Below are 17,131 nucleotides of genomic sequence, written 5' to 3'. Positions count from 1 at the left end.
CATAACCCGAAATCCATAAACAGAGGTGGCTCACTTCTCGATGAAAAACCCGGCTCACTTCTGGGTGGAAATCAACAGTCTGCCTATCAGATGAGGGGTTAAGTGTTCTGGTGTGGGACGCTGCTCTGTCTGATGGACGGAGGGATGCAGAAAATTCATATAAAATTAAACCATTAGGGGAATTTTGGGGTAATCCGATGCAACCCACTCGCCTATCATCTCCGAGCGTAGGTAGCGTAAGATCCAATGAGAATCTCGGCTTCCCGTGCAAGACCGTCCGAACTCGATCTAGCCAAGTTCGACGGCAGCCAACTGCGCCACAATATCTTCCGTCTGTAGGTGGGTGTAACGCATCAACATCCGTAAATCGCGGTGACCGCTGATCATTTGGACCTGTGCAAGCGACAGCCCAATTTCTACGAAACGCGACACCGCCTCATGACGAATATCGTGGAATGTCAGGTCAACCGCGCCCGCTCGCTGCCGCAGTCGCCCAAAGGCCAATCGCACTGAATTGCCGGAAAGCGGCACACATCGAACATCACTCCGTGGTAGGTTCATCAAGACGGTAACGGCCTTTGGGCTGAGGGGGACTGTACGAGCGCGGCCGTTTTTTGTTTGGGGTAGAAATACTGTCCTGCGTTCAAGGTCTACATGCTTCCACTGCATCGACAGCAGTTCTCCACGTCGCATCCCTGTAGCCAATGCCAACGTCAATAATGGCCTCATCAAGGGAGACCGGGCTTCGTTCACTGCATCCAGTAGAGCCTGCCATTCTCCGGCCTGCAACCGTCTCTCACGGCGGTTGTCGATCTTAGGACGGCGCACATGCTTTACCGGATTACCGTCTGGCAACTGTTGCCCCCAATCCGCACAAGCTACGTCTAGCGCGTGCTGCATCCACCCCAGTTCCCTTACCACAGTGGCGGGCTTCATCGACTGCAGCCGGGTGTCACGATAGGAGATGAAGTCGGTGGGGCTCAGCTGGCCAACCTTCAGACTAGCCAACTTTGAATTGGTACGCAGAAACCCATTTATCGCGTAACTCTCATTTTGGGCGCAACGCTTCGTGCTGGTAACGTCATTGCGGTACTTTGTCAGAACCTCACTCAGGGACATTTCAGGAGCAGTGGTACCTCCTGCTGGAACCAACAATCCCTTATCAGCGCTCAATTCTGTCTCTCGTGCCCACTTCGTCGCATCTGCCCTTCTATGAAATGACTTTGAACGAGACCGCCCGTCCTTGCGCACTGTTGCCTGCCACTTCCCGCTGGGTCGCTTTACCACCGTTGCCATTGTCCACATCTCCGTGTCTTGGAGACATCTTTCCCGTCTGGGTGCAGCGGAGGCGCAGCGGATACAAATTCACGCACATTACGTCCAATGACGCCATCTACGTAAGCCCTTGATACGTTGTGGGGAAATGATGGTGGGTGATGAGAGACTCGAACTCCCGACATCTTCGGTGTAAACGAAGCGCTCTACCAACTGAGCTAATCACCCTTCCCGAGCGGATGTAGCCAAGCCGGATCGCAGACGCAAGGGGGGCTTGGCCAAAAACTGTCATTCGCAAACACCATCAGCCGCCGACGTCTTCGGGTGCGATCGCGACCGACTTGATAACGGCGTGACACTCCGTTCCAACATTCAGATCCAGCGCGGCGGCCGAGCGCCGAGTGATCCTTGCCAGCACCGTGCCTGCCTGAGTGCGGATCGACACCAATGCGCCCGGGCCCTCGCCTGAACGGATCTGCTCGACTGTCCCCGGCAGGATGTTCAGGGCCGACAACCCTTCGGGCCTGGCCCGAGACAGGATGACCTCTTGTGCTGCAACGCGCAGGCGCAGGGCCGTTCCGACGGGATGCACGGTGCCGGGCAGGAACAAGCGGACCCCGTGGGCGTCCAGTTCGCAAAGACCATCCTCGTGGTGGGCTACCACGGTGCCCAGCAAGACGGCACCGGCAGCGCGCGCGCCCAATGGGGTGACGGACGGGTCGCTCAGAACTTCGGCCGCCGTGCCTTGCCGGACAACGCGGCCGTCCTGCAACACCACGACAGTGGTCGCCAGACGGGCCACTTCGGCCGCGGAATGTGTGACATAGAGGATGGGGATCGCAACCTCGTCGCGCAGTCGTTCGAAATAGGGCAGGATCTCGGCCTTGCGCGCCTCGTCCAGCGCGGCCAGCGGTTCATCCGCCAGAATGGCCCGGGGCGCCGACAGCAATGCCCGACCCAATGCCACCCTTTGCCGTTCCCCCCCCGAGAGCGCACCTGGGCGCCGTTGCAGCAGCGGACCGATGCCCAGCATTTCGATTACGCGTGCTTCGGGTTCGGCGGCACTGCCGCGGGGGGCGAAACGGCGGCCATAGACAAGGTTCTGATGCACGCTCAGATGTGGAAACAGGCGGGCATCCTGAAACACATACCCCAGGCGGCGTCGGTGGGGCGGCAACCAGATGCCCTGGCCGCTGTCCTGCAAGACCTGATCGCCCAGCGAAATCCGCCCTCTGACGGGTTTGACAAGCCCTGCGACGGCATTCACCACCGTGGTCTTGCCGCTGCCGGATCGCCCGAACAGCACGGTCACACCGGGCGGCGCCGAAAACGCCACATCCAGCATCAGAGCGCCCATCGGTTGATGCATCTCGACGGCCAACTTCATTGCCCACCCACCCGCCGGGCAGCCCAGCGCGCCGCACTTTCCGACAGAAGCAGCGCCCCAAGGGCCAGAATGATCGAGATCGTGACAAGCCGCGCGGCGGCGGTTTCGCCGCCTGGAACTTGAAGAAAGGCGTAGATGGCCGAGGGGATGGTCTGTGTCTGGCCTGGGATGTTGGACACAAAGGTGATTGTCGCGCCAAACTCTCCCATCGCCTTGGCAAAGCCCAGGATCGTCCCGGCGATCAGCCCGGGCAGGATCAGCGGCAGGGTGACGGTCACAAAGATCCAGGCACGCGACGCGCCCAGGGTTGCCGCCGCCTGCTCCAGCCGGGGATCGACCGCCTCGATCGACAGGCGGATGGCGCGCACCATCAGGGGAAAGCCCATCACCGCCGCCGCCAGCGCCGCTCCGGTCCAGTTGAAGGCCAGCGTCAGGCCCAAGGATTGCAGCGCGCGCCCCACCGAACCTGACGGACCAAAGACCATCAACAGGACATAGCCTGTCACCACCGGGGGCATGATCAGTGGCAGATGCACCACTCCGTTCAGCAGCGTCCGCCCGGGAAACCGCCAGCGCGCCAAGGCATGCGCGGCCAGCACCGCCAAAGGCAGTGACAGGAGCGTGGCCCAGGTGGAGACCTTCAAAGATAGGGTCACGGCCTGCCATTCCTCGGGGCCCAGCATCGCCATCGCCTAGTTCTCGACCGGCAGGAACCCGTATCGGACGAAAACCGCCTGCGCCTCGGGGTTGAAAAGATAGTTGAGCAAGTCCCGCGCCGCCTCTGTGCCGCGCCCGGTGACCAGTGCCGCCGGATAGCGGATCGGCGGGTGACTGTTCTCGGGAAAGGTCGCGATCACGCTGACTTGCGGTTCGGCCAGCGCATCCGTGGCATAGACGATGCCCAGCGGTGTCGCGCCGGTTGCCACCAGCGCCAGCGCGGCCCGAACATTGTCGGTCTGTGCCGCTCGGGGCTCCACGAGACTCCAAAGCCCCAGATTGGTCAGGGCGACCTTGCCATAGATGCCAGCCGGGACCGCATCGACTAGGGCCATCGCAACACGCCCGGTATTGCGCGCCAGCACGGGCGCCAGTTCGGCCGGTTTCTGCCGGGCAGATCCCACCAGCACTAACCGGTTCGACAGTAGGTTACGGCGCGAGGTTGCGATGATATGGCCCTGCGCTTCCAGGCTATCCATCCACTCTTCGTTGGCCGAGATGAACAGGTTCGCTGGCGCACCCAACCCGATCTGGCGGGCCAGCACCGAGGAGCCGGCAAAAGAAACCAACACCTCATGTCCGGTTTCCGCCTCGAAACCTGCGGTCGCTTCGTCCAGTGCGGTTTTCAGGCTGGCGGCGGCAAAAACCGTGATCCGGTCCGCTGCGGCGGGGCCAGCCATCAGCAGGGCACAGAGCGCGACGTGGATCAGGGGGGCGAAGGCGGGCAAGAACGGTCTCCGACAAGCGATATGTCCAAGGGGAAATATCGCCCCGTGACGGAGTGGGCGCAAGACCTAAACGCCCTTGTCCTTTGGTCGCAGGAGGGCGGTCAGCCGGTCGACATGCGGTTGGCCGGCGCTGCGCGCAGCGCTCTCATAGTCGCGATAGGCGGACAACACCATCGTGCCGGTCTCGGTCAGGGTCGCGCTGCCGCCCTGCACCCCGCCGCGTGACCGGACAACCAGCGGCGCGCAAAACATGGCATTCATCGTCTCGACCAGCTGCCAAGCGCGTTTATAGCTCATTCCCATGGCCCGGCCCGCCGCGGCGATAGATCCTGTGTCCCGGATATGCTCCAGCAACTCCGCCTTTCCGGGTCCGACCATCTCGCCCTCGTCAAAAACGATGCGCAGTTTCTGGACAGGCTGGGGGCGGGTATCGGTCATGCACCAGAGTCTGCCGCTCTTTTGCGGCAGCGACAAGGGCGGTCCTGTCCTTAACCGGCAAGCCTTTGAGGGGTTGCCATCAGCGCGCCCATGCGACGACCGGTATCCAGCATCCGGTTGGAAAAGCCCCATTCGTTGTCATACCAGCTGACCACCCGCACCAGCCCGTCGGCGGTTACGCTGGTCTGAGCGGCGGCAAAACACGAGGAATGGCTGTCATGGTTGAAATCGACCGAGACCAGGGGATCCTCTTCATAGGCGAGGATACCGGCCAGCGGCCCTTCGGCGGCGGCGCGGATGGCGGCATTCACCGCCTCGCGGGTGGCCGGGCGTTCGGGCACGAAACTCAGATCGACCAGCGAGACATTGGGCGTGGGCACCCGGATCGCCGATCCTTCGAGCCGACCCTTGAGATGCGGCAGCACCTCGGAAATGGCACGCGCCGCGCCGGTCGAGGTGGGGATCATCGACACCGAGGCCGCCCGCGCGCGATAGAGATCGCGATGCGCGGTGTCATGGGTCGGCTGGTCGCCGGTATAGGCGTGGATGGTTGTCATATAGCCGGTCTTGATGCCAAAGGCGCGGTCCAGCACCATCGCCACCGGGGCCAGGCAGTTGGTGGTGCACGAGGCATTGGACACGATCACATCGTCAACGGTCAGCGCATGATCGTTGACGCCAAATACCACGGTACGGTCCGCATTCTTGCCCGGGGCCGAGATCAGCACCCGTTTCGATCCGTTCTTCAAGTGCTTGGCGGCGGCATCACGCTCGGTGAATAGCCCGGTGCATTCATAGGCGATGTCGACGTCGGACCAGGGAAGGTCCTCGGGGTTGCGTATTGCTGTCAGGCGGATGCTGTTGCGACCCACGACCATGTGGTCACCCTCGACCAGCACCCGGGTCCGCAGGCGGCCATGCACGCTGTCATATTTCAGCAGATGCGCCAGGGTTTCAGGGCTGGCCAGATCGTTGATCGCCACGACCTCGATATCTTCGGCACAGCTTTCGACCAGCGCCCTGAGCACGCCGCGACCGATGCGTCCAAAGCCGTTGATTGCCACTTTCAGTGTCATGCGGTCCTCCATCCATGCGCCTGGTTGGCTCAGTTAAGAATCTGTTAGCGCTAACAATTGCAAAATGCAACCGCTTATTAAGACGGGTAACGTGCCGCCCGAGCCGGTCAGGGGGCGTTAGCGATGATGGATCGCGAAAAATTTCAGCTTATAGAAGCTCTTGCCAGCGATGGCAGGCAACCGCTTGATCGCCTTCGACCTGCAACACGGGCTCACGCGTCTTGCACAGTTCCGTCGCATGAGGGCAACGGGTGTGAAACTTGCACCCCGGTGGCTGGTTGGTGGGCGAGGGAATCTCACCCTCCAGCTTCTGTGCTCGGCCCCGGTCATCGGGGTCAAGCGAAGGGATCGCCGAAAACAGCGCCTTGGTATAAGGGTGGCGCGGCGCGGCGAACAGCTTGCGCGTAGGCGCGCTTTCCACGATCCGGCCCAGATACATCACTGCCACATGGTCACAGCTGTGGGCCACCACGCTCAGGTCGTGGCTGATGAACATATAGGTCAAGCCCAGCTCGGACTGGAGGGTTTTCAGCAGGTTCAGGATATCGGCCTGGATCGACACATCTAGCGCCGCGACGGATTCGTCGGCCACCACGAAACGCGGCCCAGAGACCAGCGCGCGCGCAATCGAGATCCGCTGCCGCTGTCCCCCCGAAAAAGCATGCGGAAAGCGTCGCAGATGTTCCAGGTTCAACCGGCATTTTGCGGCAATCTCGCGCACGCGGGCATCAGTTTCCTCGCGCGATGCCGTCAGCCCCATCACCTCAAGCGGTTCGGCGATGATGTCGCGCACCGTCATGCGCGGGCTGAGCGCGGCGTATGGGTCCTGAAAGATCAGTTGCGCGCGCTTGCGGTAATCCTTCAACTCGGCGCCCGAGAGGGTGGAAAGGTCGTAACGCACCTCACCATCGTCATAGGTTGCATGGCCGCCGGTGATTGGCACCGCATTGAGCAGCGCCCGGCCCAGCGTGGTCTTGCCCGAGCCGCTTTCGCCCACAACGCCAAAAAACGACCCGCGCGGGATACCGATGGAAATCCCGTCCACCGCCTTGAGCGTCTTCTTGTTGAAAAGACCCCCACCGATGGGAAAGCCCACCGTCAACTCGCGGGTCTCGATCAGCAGTTCCTCGGTCATGCGGCGGTGTCCTGATGGCAGAGATGGCAGGCGGTGCGGTGATCCGGGCCGGTATCGGCCCAACCGGGCACTGCTGTTCGGCAGATATCGCCGATGATCCGGGTGCAGCGGGTGTGGAACACGCAGCCCTCGGGCCGTTCCAGCGGCGAGGGGATGTCACCCGGTACCGGCATCAAGGGTTTGTCCAGATCGTCCAGTTGCGGCAGCGCGTCGATCAGGCCCCGGGTATAGGGGTGGCGCGGGTTTCGGATCACCTCGCGCACCGGGCCCTGTTCGACCATGCGGCCCAGATACATCACCGCCACCTTGTCGGCGGTCTGCGCCACCACGCCCAAGTCATGGGTGATAAAGATGATGCCCATGCCGAATTCGGCCACCAGATCCTTCATCAGGTCGATCACCTGCGCCTGGATAGTCACATCCAGCGCCGTGGTCGGTTCATCCGCGATCAGCAGTTTCGGCCGCGTCGACAGCGCCATGGCGATCATCGCGCGCTGGCGCATGCCGCCCGACAGCTCGAATGCATATTGGTTGAACCGGCTGGCCGCGTCCGAGATGCCGACCCGGTCGAGCATCTCGATTGACAGATCGCGCGCGGCGCGTTTGCTCAGATTGGTGTGGATCAGCAGCTGTTCCACCATCTGGCTGCCGATGGTCATCGCGGGGGCGAAACTGGCCATCGGCTCCTGAAAGATCATGCTGACAGCGCCGCCGCGCACGATCTCCATGTCGCGCGGGCGTTTCAGCGACATGACATCCACCGGCCCGCTGTCCAGATGCAGGGTGATCCGAGTAGCGGGGTCATAGACGGCATTGGCGGCGTTCAGCTTCATCAGCGCCTTGGCGGTCACCGATTTGCCTGAACCGCTTTCGCCGACCAGCCCCATCACCTCGCCCGGGGCGAGCGAGAACGATACATCCTCGACCGCGGTGATCAGCCCCTCGTCGGTGCGGAATTGCAGCGTCAGCTTCTCGACGTCGATCAGGCTCATTTGCGGCTCTCCGAATAGGGATCGGCCGCGTCGCGCAACCCGTCGCCGACAAAGACAAAGGCCATGACCAGCGCGATGAAGAACAGGACCGGGATGAAATACCACTGATAGTTCAGCAGCACGTCGGCCTTGGTCACGTTCTGCAACATCACACCCAGGCTGTTGACCGGGTCCTTGAGGCCAAGCCCGATAAAGCTGAGCGCGGTTTCGCTGAGCACGACATAGGGAAATGAAATCACCAGATCGACGATGATATAGCTGGTGAAACTGGGCAGCAGATGGCGTCGGATGACGTGGCTGGGCGAGGCGCCGCACAGCTGCGCGGCCAGCACATATTCCTGATTGCGCTCGGTCAGCAGGTGCGTGCGCACCCGCCGCGCCAGCGTCGGCCAGCCGACCAGCCCCAGGATCAGGGTAATGACAAAGAACCGCGTCTCGGCCGACCATTCCGGCGGGATGAAAGCGGCGATGGCCATGAACAGCGGGATCGAGGGTATGGTGCGCACCGCATCCGTCACCATCTGGATCACGCTGTCGATCATGCCGCCGTAATAGCCCGCGATCCCCCCGATGGCGAGCGCCAGCACGAAAGAGATCAGAACCCCCAATGTGCCCACCTGAAGCGAGGTCCAGACCGCGTGCAGGGTGCGACTGAAGATATCCTTGCCCGCGCTGTCGGTGCCGAACAGATGCACATAGCCCTGATCCATGCCGAACAGGTGGATGTTGCCGGGGATGAAGCCAAAGAGCTTGTAACTGTCGCCTTGCACGAAGAACCGCATATAGCGCCGTTCATCCTCGTTCACCTTTTCCACCCAGCGGAAATTGGTGGCGAGTGAGCGTTCACGGGTGACCGTGTGCAGGAACGGGCGCAGCGAGCACCCGTTCTTGTCGCAGAATTTCGGAACTTGTGGTGCGCCGTTCAGGTAATCCTTGTCACGTCCGGCGACCGTGGGGTCATAGGGTGACAGAAAGGGTGCGAACAGGCCCGACAGGATCAGCACCACCAGCACGGTGGCCGCGACCATGGCGGCGCGCTGTTTCTTGAACCTTGCCCAGATCAGCTGTCGCTGCGAGGCAGTGAAATAGGCTTCCTTGGCGGTCTGGCTTGGGACAGTCATCGGATCACCTCAGGATGCTCTTGCGCACGCGCGGGTCGATCACCGCCAGCAGGATGTCGGTGGCAAAGTTCAACGTCACGATCGAGGCGGTCAGCAGGAAAATGATGGCGCCCGCCAGTTGCTGGTCGTTCGAGCGCGCCAGGGCTTCAAGCAGCAACGACCCGGCCTCGGTCAGAGTGAGGATCAGCGCGACGATGGGCAGTTCGTTGAAAATACGGTTGAGGTCGAAGCCAAGGCTGTTGACGATCGGCCCCAGCGCGTGCCGCGCCGGATAGCGCCACAACAGGCGCCGACCATAAAGCCCGCGCGCAGCGGCGGCGGTTACGTATAGCTTGCCGATTTCGTCCGACATCAGCGCGCGCACGGTTTGCAGGGCAAATGCGGTGGCCGACCAACCCAGGATAAAGACCGGCAACCAGGCGTGTTTCAAGAGATCCAGCACCCGGTCGACAGACCAGGGCGCCTCCTTGTATTCGGGCGAGAAGAGGCCCGTCAGAGTCTCGCCGAAATAGACGGTCGAGATCAGCATCACCATAAGCGCCAGCAGGAAATTAGGCATCGCCAGCCCCAGATAGCTGACGACCCGCAGCGAGTTGTTCAGGTACGGGTTGCGCGAGGCGGCCGAGATGATGCCGACCGGAATGGCGATCATGTAGGCCACCAAGAGTGCGCCAAGACAGATCCAAAGCGAGATCCAGAACTTGTCGCCCAAGAGTTGCGCGATATCGACGCGCAGGATGCAGCTATCGCCAAAATCGCCCCGGAACGCACCCGCAAGCCAGCTTGTCCATCGGGTCAGGAACGGTTGGTCCAGCCCCAGCCGGGCGCGCTCGGCCGCGATATCGGCCAGCGTGATGGCGGACCCTTGGGTGTTCTTATAGGCGAGGTACCGCTCGGCACAGTCGCCGGGCACCAACTCCATCAGCGAAAAGACGATCAGCGACACGATCACCAGCGTGATCAATGCCATAACCGCCCGCGTGGCGGCAAATCGCGCGAAATGAAGCATCGAGACCTCGTCGAAGAGAAGGGGAAACGGGCAGCCGTGCCGCCCGCTTCCGAGGTGTCCTTATTCGCTCAGCCACCACTGGGCAGGGCGATAGGGATAGGTCCGGTAGAACTCATAGGACTGCGTCTTGAACTCGGGGAAGTTCTTGAGCTTGTTCGAGTGATAGACCGGGGCCGGGGCGTTGATGGTGCCGATGAACAGAAGCTCGCCGGTCATGATCTCGACCATCTTCTGCGCGGCGGCAATCGAGGCATCCGTGCCAGGCGCACTGGATTGATAGGTATCCAGATGCCCCTTGAGCTCGGCCACCCATGCGGGCGGTTCCACCCCGGCGGAGCCGTTCGAGCTGATCCATTCAGCCCAGAGCATGCCGGTGCGCACATCGAAGTAACCGTCAAACGGCGGCACCCAAATCTCGCCATCGCCCAGAATCGAACCAGCAGGCTGACCCTTGCCCCACATCATCACATCCAGCGTATTAGCCGATTGCGACGAGCGGTACTCGTCCGAGGTGACTTCCTTGATGGTGGTGGTCACGCCGACATCGGTCCAGTTCTGCGCGATCAGTTCCACCAGTTGTGAGGAACTGGCCTGAGTCGAGAACTGCCAATCCAGAACGAAGGGATCGCCATTGGGCAGGTCGCGGTCGCCGTCGCCATCCTTGTCGACAACGCCGATCTCGTCCAGCAGCGCACGGGCGCGGTCGGGATCAAAGGCAATCTCGTGGTTCGACCATTTCTCCTCGATGAAATCGGGACGCGGCGAGAAGCCGATATACTGGTTGGGCGTGCCCAGGCCAAAGGCCACGACCTCGTTCAGCTGATCGCGGTCGATGGCCACCGACATGGCGGTACGGAACCGCACATCATTGAAGACGGCGCGCTTGCCCATGTCCTCGGAGGTGACGTTAAAGGTCAGCGTCACGCTTGCGATGCCGGGTTTCACGTCGACGGTGTAGTTGCCCTTTTCCTGGCCTTCCAGCAGCACCGGCGCCTGGGTCAGGTTAACCGCCTGCGACTTGTAATCCACCTCGCCGTTCAACAGTTTCAGCGTGCGGACTTCCTCGTCACCCACATAGGTCTCGTCCATTTCCGAGATATAAGGCAGCTGGTTGCCGGCCGTGTCCACCTGGAAGAAATAGGGGTTGGCGACATAGTGCCGGCCCTCGGTGGTTTCCTTCACCAGGATATGGCTTTCCAGCGTCGGCATAGTGTCCTTGGGCAACCCGGCCAGCTTGTCGCCCGCGGTGAGCATGGGCGAGGGCGTGTCCATCCAGTCCGAGTTGCCGTAATAGGCCTTGATCAGCTCGTAGCCGTTTTCATAGCCGAGCGCCTGCGCATTGGCATCCGCGTTGGAATCCAGCGCCGGGTGGAACTGTCCAAAGAAGTGCTTGGGCTGGAAGGGCTGCACATAGGTGAACGAGAAGGTCTCGATCAGGCCCGGCTTGGGCGCGTCCAGCGTGAACCGGACGGTGGTGTCATCGACCGCCTCGACCTTCATCGGCTTGCCACCGGCCAGGGCGTAATCCTTGGGCTCGGCCATGACATTGGTGTCCATCATCAGGTTGTCATACCAGAACACCACGTCGGCTGCGGTAAAGGGAGCGCCATCCGACCATTTGTGACCGGCGCGCAGATGCACCGTCAGCTGGGTGAAATCGTCGTTCCATTCCCAGGACTTGGCGACATTCGGCACCACGGTTTGCAGGTCGTCCGAATAGCGGAACAGGTTCACGTGACGCACCGAAAGGAAATCCGAGGTGCCGGACTCGGTAGCGTTCGACAGGGCGTCGAACACCCCGCCATACTGGCCGATCCCGTCATATGGGGCGACGACCAGAGGCTCGGAAGGCAGACGTTCTGCCAGGGGCGGCAGGTCCGGGTTTCCCTTGATCCGGGCGTTCAGATCACCAATCGCCGGGTTTTCGGAAAACGCCATCGTGCAGCCCGCTGCCGACTGGAACTCTGCCAGATCGTATTGCTGCGGATTGGCTCCCGCAGCCACGCCCATCGGGTCGGCGACAGTGACCGCCGGGCAATTGGCAAGTGCCGCGCCCGGCAGGGCGATGGCTGCAACACCACAAAGAAGAATGCGTTTCATGAGACCTCCCATCGGTAAAGATAACGCTCAGTTCTGATTATTGCTCTGCCGCGTCGGGCAGAGGTGTCCGGGTCGTGATCCGGCCGGATTTCGAAGTAATGTGTACGCGCGCACCCGCCTGGCTCAGTGCCTCTGCCAGCGGGCCGGGCGGATCGCCGTCGGTGACCAGATCCGTCACCTTGTCCAACGGACAGGCGACACAAGGTGCGGTTGCGGTGAACTTTCTGCAATCTGCGGCGACTATAACACGCCGCGCATGTCCCGTCAGGGCACGTGTCAGTTCTGCCTCGCGCGGATTATTGGCAAGAACTCCCAGTTCCGGCGAAATCGCGTCGGCGCCGATGATCAGCGCGTCATAAGAGAACTGCCTTGAGAACTCCTCTGTCGCTCGACCAAAGCTGCCACGTTCAGCGCGCGAGACTTCGCCGCCGGCCAGAAACACACGGCTGCCGTTGTGATCGGCGAGCGCCGCCACCACCGAGATCGAGTTTGTAACAACGATCAGATCCTTGAGTTCGCGCAGTTGCTCGGCGACATAAGTGGTGGTGGATCCAACGTTGACAAAGATCGTCATGCCGTCCCGGATCAGGCCCATCACCCCTTTGGCGATGCGGGTCTTTTCCTTGGGCAACTGTTCCAGCGCGCCGGAATACATCGGCGCATCCTGCGAGCCACGCAGGTAGGTACCGCCGTGAACCCGCTCGACCTTGCCCTGCTTGGCAAGGGTTTTGACCAACCGGCGAACTGTTTCTTCGGACACGTCCATGACCTGCGCGATCTGCCCGTTGCGCGCAGAGCCACCAAGCCGGGCCAATACATCCAGAAGCTCGTGCCCCCGGTGGGGAACTTTGGTGTCGGTATCCTTCATCATGTTAGCAAACACACAAATTTCGTCATAAATCCACAAAAAACAAAAGCGGGTAACAGTTTGATGACTTTTCGAAGAAAGTTTCATCATGTCTGTGGATTTTTCGGGCTGGGCGCAAAATGCCTGCGGCAGGGCGTGCACCGTCAGGATGAAACCTGGATTGTTCAGGACGCGCGGTTGGGTAAAAGCTAGGCCAACACGATTCTGGAAGGAAGCTGGGGATGGCAAGGCAAATCACGGAACCCGCGCGCGACATTGACATCATCCACGAGACCGATGTGCTGGTGGTGGGCTCAGGGCCGGGCGGGTTGCCTGCCGCGCTGGCGGCGGCACGGGCCGGGGCCGAAGTCACGCTGGTCGAACGGTTCGGCTGTTTCGGCGGCAACCTGACCGTGGTCGGGGTCGAGGGGATGCATTGGTATCGCCACGAACAGACCATCGAATCGAATGGCATCGCCCGCGAGTTTGAGGAGAAGGCCAAGGAAATGGGCGCCGCCGTGCCCGAAAGCCAATCACTGAGCCACGAGATCGACAGCGAGGGTTTCAAGCTGGTCGCTGACCGCATGGTGTTGGACGAGCCCAATATCCGCCCCATGCTGCACCGCTTCTTTGTCGCGCCCTTGATGGAGGGCGACACCATCATCGGCATCGTCACCGAGTCAAAGTCCGGGCGTGAGGCGATCCTGGCCAAGCGGGTGATCGATGCTACCGGCGACGCAGATGTAGTGGCCCGCGCCGGGGCGCCCGTTTACAAGACGCCTGCCGAACAGATGATGGCGGCTTCGGTCATGTTTCACCTGGCCGGGGTGGACAAGCAGCGTTTCATGGACGGGATCAAGGCCGACCCGCAGACCTACAAGGACTGGGGTGGCGGCGAGTGGAATATCGAGACCTCGGGGAAAGAGGATGACATGTTCTCTCCTTTCCTCAAGAAGCCGTTCCAGCAGGCGATCCGCGATGGGCTGATTCCGCCACATCTGAACACGATCTCGGGCACTTGGGGCGCGGTGCATGACACCGGCGAACTTACCTATATGAACCTCATCCATCTCGATGGCTGCGACGGCACCGACCCCGACAGCCTGACGACTTACGAGATCGAGGGACGCCGCCAGACCATGCTGGCCATTGAGGCGCTGCGACGCTACACGCCAGGATGCGAGAATACCCGGCTGCGCAACTTCGGCATGTCGATCGGTATCCGCGATACCCGCAAGGTTGATTGCCTCTACAACATGACCGAAACGGATGTACGCGAGCAGGGCCGGTTCGAGGATTCCATCGGCATCTTCCCCGAGTTCATTGACGGCTACGGCATCCTGATCCTGCCCACCACCGGGCGCTATTTCCAGATACCCTATCGCAACCTGCTTCCGCGCAGGGTGAAAAACCTGCTGGTCGCGGGGCGCATCACCGGCGGCGACCGGATCAGCCATGCCGCGACTCGCAATATGGCCTGCTGCGCGGTGACAGGGCAGGGGGCGGGGATCGCAGCCGCGCTCTCGGTGAAATCGAACCGCCCGCTGGACGAAATCGACCCGCTGCTGATCCAGAAAGAACTGGAGCGCCAGGGCGGGCGCCATCACTGAACGAAAAAGGCCCCGCCGGATGGCAGGGCCTTTGAGCTGGCTTCGAACCGATCAGCCGATGGCGACGGCCTTCACGTCCTCGTCGATATAGGGGACGTATTGCTCGAAATTGTCGGCGAACATCTGCACCAGCTTGGCCGCCTGCTTGTCAAAGGCACTCTGATCGTCCCAGGTGCGGCGCGGGTCCAGCAGAACCTCGGCCACGCCGGGCACCGATACCGGCACGTCAAAGCCGAAATTGCCGTCCTTGCGGAACTCGGCATTGTTGAGCGAGCCATTGAGCGCAGCGGTCAGCAGGGCGCGGGTGGCTTTGATCGGCATCCGGCTGCCAACGCCATAGGCGCCGCCGGTCCAGCCGGTGTTGACTAGCCAACAGGTCGCGCCGTGACGGGCGATCTTGTCACGCAGCAGGTTGCCATAGACCTCGGGACGGCGCGGCATGAAGGGGGCGCCGAAGCAGGTCGAAAAGGTCGGCTGCGGCTCGGTCACACCCCGCTCGGTCCCGGCCACCTTGGAGGTGAAGCCCGACAGGAAGTGATACATCGCCTGCGCCGGGGTCAGCCGCGCGATCGGCGGCAGCACGCCAAAGGCGTCGCAGGTCAGCATGATGATGTTCTTGGGGTGCCCACCCAGTGCTGAGGCCGACGCGTTCGAGATGTACTCCAGCGGATAGGCGCAACGCATGTTGGCCGTCAGGCTGTCATCGTCGAAATCCAACTCTTTGGTCTCGTCGTCGAACACCATGTTCTCGATAACGGTGCCGAACTTGGTGGTGGTGGCGTAGATTTCCGGCTCGGCCTCGGGGTTGAGGTTGATGGTCTTGGCATAGCAGCCGCCTTCGAAGTTGAAGGTGCCGCGATCCGACCAGCCGTGTTCGTCATCGCCGATCAGCACGCGGGCCGGATCGGCCGAAAGCGTGGTCTTGCCGGTGCCCGACAGGCCAAAGAACACCGCGGTGTCAACCGGGTTGCCGACCGCGTGGTTGGCCGAGCAGTGCATCGGCATCACGCCCTTTTCCGGCAGCATGTAGTTCAGCAGGGTGAATACCGATTTCTTGTTCTCCCCCGCATATTCGGTGCCGCCGATCAGGATCAGCTTGCGGTCGAAATTCATTGCGATCACGGTCTCGCTGCGGCAGCCGTGCTTGGCCGGATCGGCCTGAAAGCTGGGGCAGTTGATGACGGTGAAATCGGCCACGAACTCGTTCAGATCCTCGCGCGCGGGACGGCGCAGCAGGTGACGGATGAACAGATTGTGCCAAGCCAGTTCGGTGACCATGCGCACGTTGATCGAATAGGCCGGGTCGGCACCGCCGACCAAATCCTGCACGAAATAATCCTTGCCCTTCATATGGGCCAGCATGTCGTCATAAAGCGCGTCGAACCCTTCGGGGCTCATCTCGGCATTGTTTTCCCACCAGATGCTGTCGGCAACGCTGGCGGTCTTGACCACGTGCTTGTCCTTGGGCGAGCGGCCGGTGAACTTGCCGGTGGTGACCAGGAACGCCCCGCCATTGCCCAGCGTTCCTTCGCCCCGCTTCAGTGCCGCTTCGATCAGCGCCGGTTCCATGAAGTTGTAATAGACATTGCCCAGACCCTCGATGCCCTGATCTTCGAGGCGGAATTGCGGGTTAACCCGTCCAGATGTCATGCGTCATTCTCCGTGTGTCGGCGGTCCGGAGCCATTGCGGCACCATCGCACCCTTTGGGCTTGGCTCCGGCGATGGCCGGTGTGAGCGCCTCTTACCATGACGCTTTGGGACATGAACAGGACGCTTTGGCGCAGTTAGCGCAACCAAGTTGCAGTTTAGCGCAACCATGAATTTCCGGCCTATTTCAAGAGCATGGATTCAGATCAGGTTAGGATTTTTTTGTCTCTATCTTCTGTGAGAAGTGCGCGAATCGCAGTTTCGGATTGATTCGCAACGCCAAAAGAGCGATGAATGGGGAAAAAATAATACAGATGCGAGCAGCATAGGGGCACTCACGATGTCAAAGATTGCTTTGGTTGATGACGACAGAAACATTCTGACGTCCGTTTCGATGACTCTCGAGGCAGAGGGTTTCGAAGTAGAAACTTATAACGATGGTCAGGCCGCCCTCGACGCGTTTAACAAGAAACTGCCGGATATGGCGGTCCTGGATATCAAGATGCCACGGATGGATGGCATGGACCTGTTGCAGCGCTTGCGGCAGAAAACCCAGATGCCGGTGATCTTCCTCACCTCCAAGGATGACGAGATCGACGAGGTTTTGGGCCTGCGCATGGGCGCCGACGACTATGTCAAGAAACCGTTCTCGCAGCGCCTGCTGGTGGAACGAATCCGGGCGCTGTTGCGGCGGCAAGAGGCCGTGGCCGGCGACGTGACCGGCACAACGCCTGAAACCAAAGTGATGGAGCGCGGGCACCTGCGGATGGACCCGCTGCGCCACGCGGTCAGCTGGAAAGGCTCGGACGTATCGCTGACGGTCACCGAATTCCTGCTGTTGCAGGCGCTCGCGCAGCGGCCCGGCTTTGTAAAAAGCCGCGACCAGCTGATGGATGTCGCATATGACGATCAGGTCTATGTCGACGACCGCACCATCGACAGCCATATCAAGCGCCTGCGCAAAAAGATGCGCTCCGCCGACTCCGATTTCGCGGCGATTGAGACGCTGTACGGGATCGGTTACAGATATAACGAAGAATAATCAGCC

Annotated in this window: 15 protein-coding genes and 1 tRNA gene; 2 read left to right on the top strand and 14 right to left on the bottom strand. The window is 61.3% G+C overall.

Annotated elements, in window-relative coordinates:
• Positions 1-288: 288 nt before the first annotated feature.
• The 13 genes from G0P99_RS15065 to G0P99_RS15005 all read right to left on the bottom strand — a co-directional run bounded on the left by G0P99_RS15065 (position 289) and on the right by G0P99_RS15005 (position 12,849).
• Positions 289-1,173 (bottom strand): site-specific integrase, encoded by an 885-nt coding sequence (locus tag G0P99_RS15065; RefSeq protein WP_203583123.1) that lies wholly within the window; start codon positions 1,171-1,173, stop codon positions 289-291.
• A 254-nt stretch (positions 1,174-1,427) separates the two neighbouring features.
• Positions 1,428-1,503: transfer RNA gene (locus G0P99_RS15060), tRNA-Val, on the bottom strand.
• A 76-nt stretch (positions 1,504-1,579) separates the two neighbouring features.
• Positions 1,580-2,662 carry a molybdenum ABC transporter ATP-binding protein gene (gene modC, locus G0P99_RS15055; RefSeq protein WP_164131242.1) on the bottom strand — a complete coding sequence of 361 codons (1,083 nt, stop codon included), beginning with the start codon at positions 2,660-2,662 and terminating at the stop codon, positions 1,580-1,582.
• A complete protein-coding gene (gene modB / locus G0P99_RS15050; protein WP_164131240.1) occupies positions 2,659-3,351 on the bottom strand; it encodes a molybdate ABC transporter permease subunit in 693 nt (230 codons plus the stop codon). Before modB ends, modC begins: the two co-directional genes overlap by 4 nt.
• Positions 3,352-3,354: 3 nt before the next feature.
• Positions 3,355-4,059 (bottom strand): molybdate ABC transporter substrate-binding protein, encoded by a 705-nt coding sequence (gene modA / locus G0P99_RS15045; RefSeq protein WP_164131253.1) that lies wholly within the window; start codon positions 4,057-4,059, stop codon positions 3,355-3,357.
• Positions 4,060-4,173: 114 nt separating this feature from the next.
• Entirely contained in the window at positions 4,174-4,545 is a 372-nt protein-coding gene (locus G0P99_RS15040; RefSeq protein ID WP_164131239.1) for a winged helix-turn-helix domain-containing protein, read from the bottom strand.
• 50 nt (positions 4,546-4,595) lie between these two features.
• On the bottom strand, positions 4,596-5,621 hold the full coding sequence (gap, locus tag G0P99_RS15035) for a type I glyceraldehyde-3-phosphate dehydrogenase (protein WP_164131237.1): 1,026 nt from the start codon (positions 5,619-5,621) through the stop codon (positions 4,596-4,598).
• Positions 5,622-5,769: 148 nt separating this feature from the next.
• Entirely contained in the window at positions 5,770-6,756 is a 987-nt protein-coding gene (locus G0P99_RS15030) for an ABC transporter ATP-binding protein (protein ID WP_164131235.1), read from the bottom strand.
• Positions 6,753-7,748 (bottom strand): ABC transporter ATP-binding protein, encoded by a 996-nt coding sequence (locus G0P99_RS15025; protein ID WP_164131233.1) that lies wholly within the window; start codon positions 7,746-7,748, stop codon positions 6,753-6,755. Before G0P99_RS15025 ends, G0P99_RS15030 begins: the two co-directional genes overlap by 4 nt.
• Positions 7,745-8,869 (bottom strand): ABC transporter permease, encoded by a 1,125-nt coding sequence (locus G0P99_RS15020; RefSeq protein ID WP_164131231.1) that lies wholly within the window; start codon positions 8,867-8,869, stop codon positions 7,745-7,747. Before G0P99_RS15020 ends, G0P99_RS15025 begins: the two co-directional genes overlap by 4 nt.
• Positions 8,870-8,873: 4 nt before the next feature.
• Positions 8,874-9,878, bottom strand: a complete 1,005-nt coding sequence (locus G0P99_RS15015; RefSeq protein WP_164131229.1) for an ABC transporter permease — start codon at positions 9,876-9,878, stop codon at positions 8,874-8,876.
• A 60-nt stretch (positions 9,879-9,938) separates the two neighbouring features.
• Positions 9,939-11,978, bottom strand: a complete 2,040-nt coding sequence (locus G0P99_RS15010) for an ABC transporter substrate-binding protein (protein WP_164131227.1) — start codon at positions 11,976-11,978, stop codon at positions 9,939-9,941.
• Between the two features lie 37 nt (positions 11,979-12,015).
• A complete protein-coding gene (locus G0P99_RS15005; RefSeq protein ID WP_239059830.1) occupies positions 12,016-12,849 on the bottom strand; it encodes a DeoR/GlpR family DNA-binding transcription regulator in 834 nt (277 codons plus the stop codon).
• A 218-nt stretch (positions 12,850-13,067) separates the two neighbouring features.
• Between G0P99_RS15005 and G0P99_RS15000 the strand changes: the two genes are divergently transcribed.
• Positions 13,068-14,435: an FAD-dependent oxidoreductase gene (locus G0P99_RS15000; RefSeq protein WP_164131225.1), complete on the top strand. Its 1,368-nt coding sequence runs from the start codon at positions 13,068-13,070 to the stop codon at positions 14,433-14,435.
• Between the two features lie 51 nt (positions 14,436-14,486).
• Here the strand turns inward: G0P99_RS15000 and G0P99_RS14995 are convergent, their stop codons facing one another.
• The gene (locus G0P99_RS14995; RefSeq protein ID WP_164131223.1) at positions 14,487-16,085 is read right to left on the bottom strand and encodes a phosphoenolpyruvate carboxykinase; all 1,599 of its coding nucleotides are present in this window, start codon (positions 16,083-16,085) and stop codon (positions 14,487-14,489) included.
• Positions 16,086-16,423: 338 nt separating this feature from the next.
• On the opposite strand from G0P99_RS14995, the gene G0P99_RS14990 reads away from it, so the two are divergent.
• Positions 16,424-17,125, top strand: a complete 702-nt coding sequence (locus G0P99_RS14990; RefSeq protein WP_164131248.1) for a response regulator transcription factor — start codon at positions 16,424-16,426, stop codon at positions 17,123-17,125.
• Positions 17,126-17,131: the final 6 nt, after the last annotated feature.

Origin of the sequence: Ruegeria sp. PrR005 (assembly GCF_010500245.1) — a bacterium.
Lineage (GTDB): Bacteria > Pseudomonadota > Alphaproteobacteria > Rhodobacterales > Rhodobacteraceae > Ruegeria_B > Ruegeria_B marisflavi.
This window is presented reverse-complemented; position numbering and strand designations above follow the sequence as displayed.

Bases quoted from the DNA above. Each gene is read 5' to 3' on its own strand.
- modA (WP_164131253.1), bottom strand. From the start codon at position 4,059: ATGGCTGGCCCCGCCGCAGCGGACCGGATCACGGTTTTTGCCGCCGCC.
- G0P99_RS15015 (WP_164131229.1), bottom strand. From the start codon at position 9,878: ATGCTTCATTTCGCGCGATTTGCCGCCACGCGGGCGGTTATGGCATTG.
- modB (WP_164131240.1), bottom strand. From the start codon at position 3,351: ATGGCGATGCTGGGCCCCGAGGAATGGCAGGCCGTGACCCTATCTTTG.
- G0P99_RS15030 (WP_164131235.1), bottom strand. From the start codon at position 6,756: ATGACCGAGGAACTGCTGATCGAGACCCGCGAGTTGACGGTGGGCTTT.
- G0P99_RS14990 (WP_164131248.1), top strand. From the start codon at position 16,424: ATGTCAAAGATTGCTTTGGTTGATGACGACAGAAACATTCTGACGTCC.
- G0P99_RS15005 (WP_239059830.1), bottom strand. From the start codon at position 12,849: ATGATGAAGGATACCGACACCAAAGTTCCCCACCGGGGGCACGAGCTT.
- modC (WP_164131242.1), bottom strand. From the start codon at position 2,662: ATGAAGTTGGCCGTCGAGATGCATCAACCGATGGGCGCTCTGATGCTG.
- G0P99_RS15020 (WP_164131231.1), bottom strand. From the start codon at position 8,869: ATGACTGTCCCAAGCCAGACCGCCAAGGAAGCCTATTTCACTGCCTCG.
- G0P99_RS15040 (WP_164131239.1), bottom strand. From the start codon at position 4,545: ATGACCGATACCCGCCCCCAGCCTGTCCAGAAACTGCGCATCGTTTTT.
- G0P99_RS15000 (WP_164131225.1), top strand. From the start codon at position 13,068: ATGGCAAGGCAAATCACGGAACCCGCGCGCGACATTGACATCATCCAC.
- gap (WP_164131237.1), bottom strand. From the start codon at position 5,621: ATGACACTGAAAGTGGCAATCAACGGCTTTGGACGCATCGGTCGCGGC.
- G0P99_RS14995 (WP_164131223.1), bottom strand. From the start codon at position 16,085: ATGACATCTGGACGGGTTAACCCGCAATTCCGCCTCGAAGATCAGGGC.
- G0P99_RS15025 (WP_164131233.1), bottom strand. From the start codon at position 7,748: ATGAGCCTGATCGACGTCGAGAAGCTGACGCTGCAATTCCGCACCGAC.
- G0P99_RS15010 (WP_164131227.1), bottom strand. From the start codon at position 11,978: ATGAAACGCATTCTTCTTTGTGGTGTTGCAGCCATCGCCCTGCCGGGC.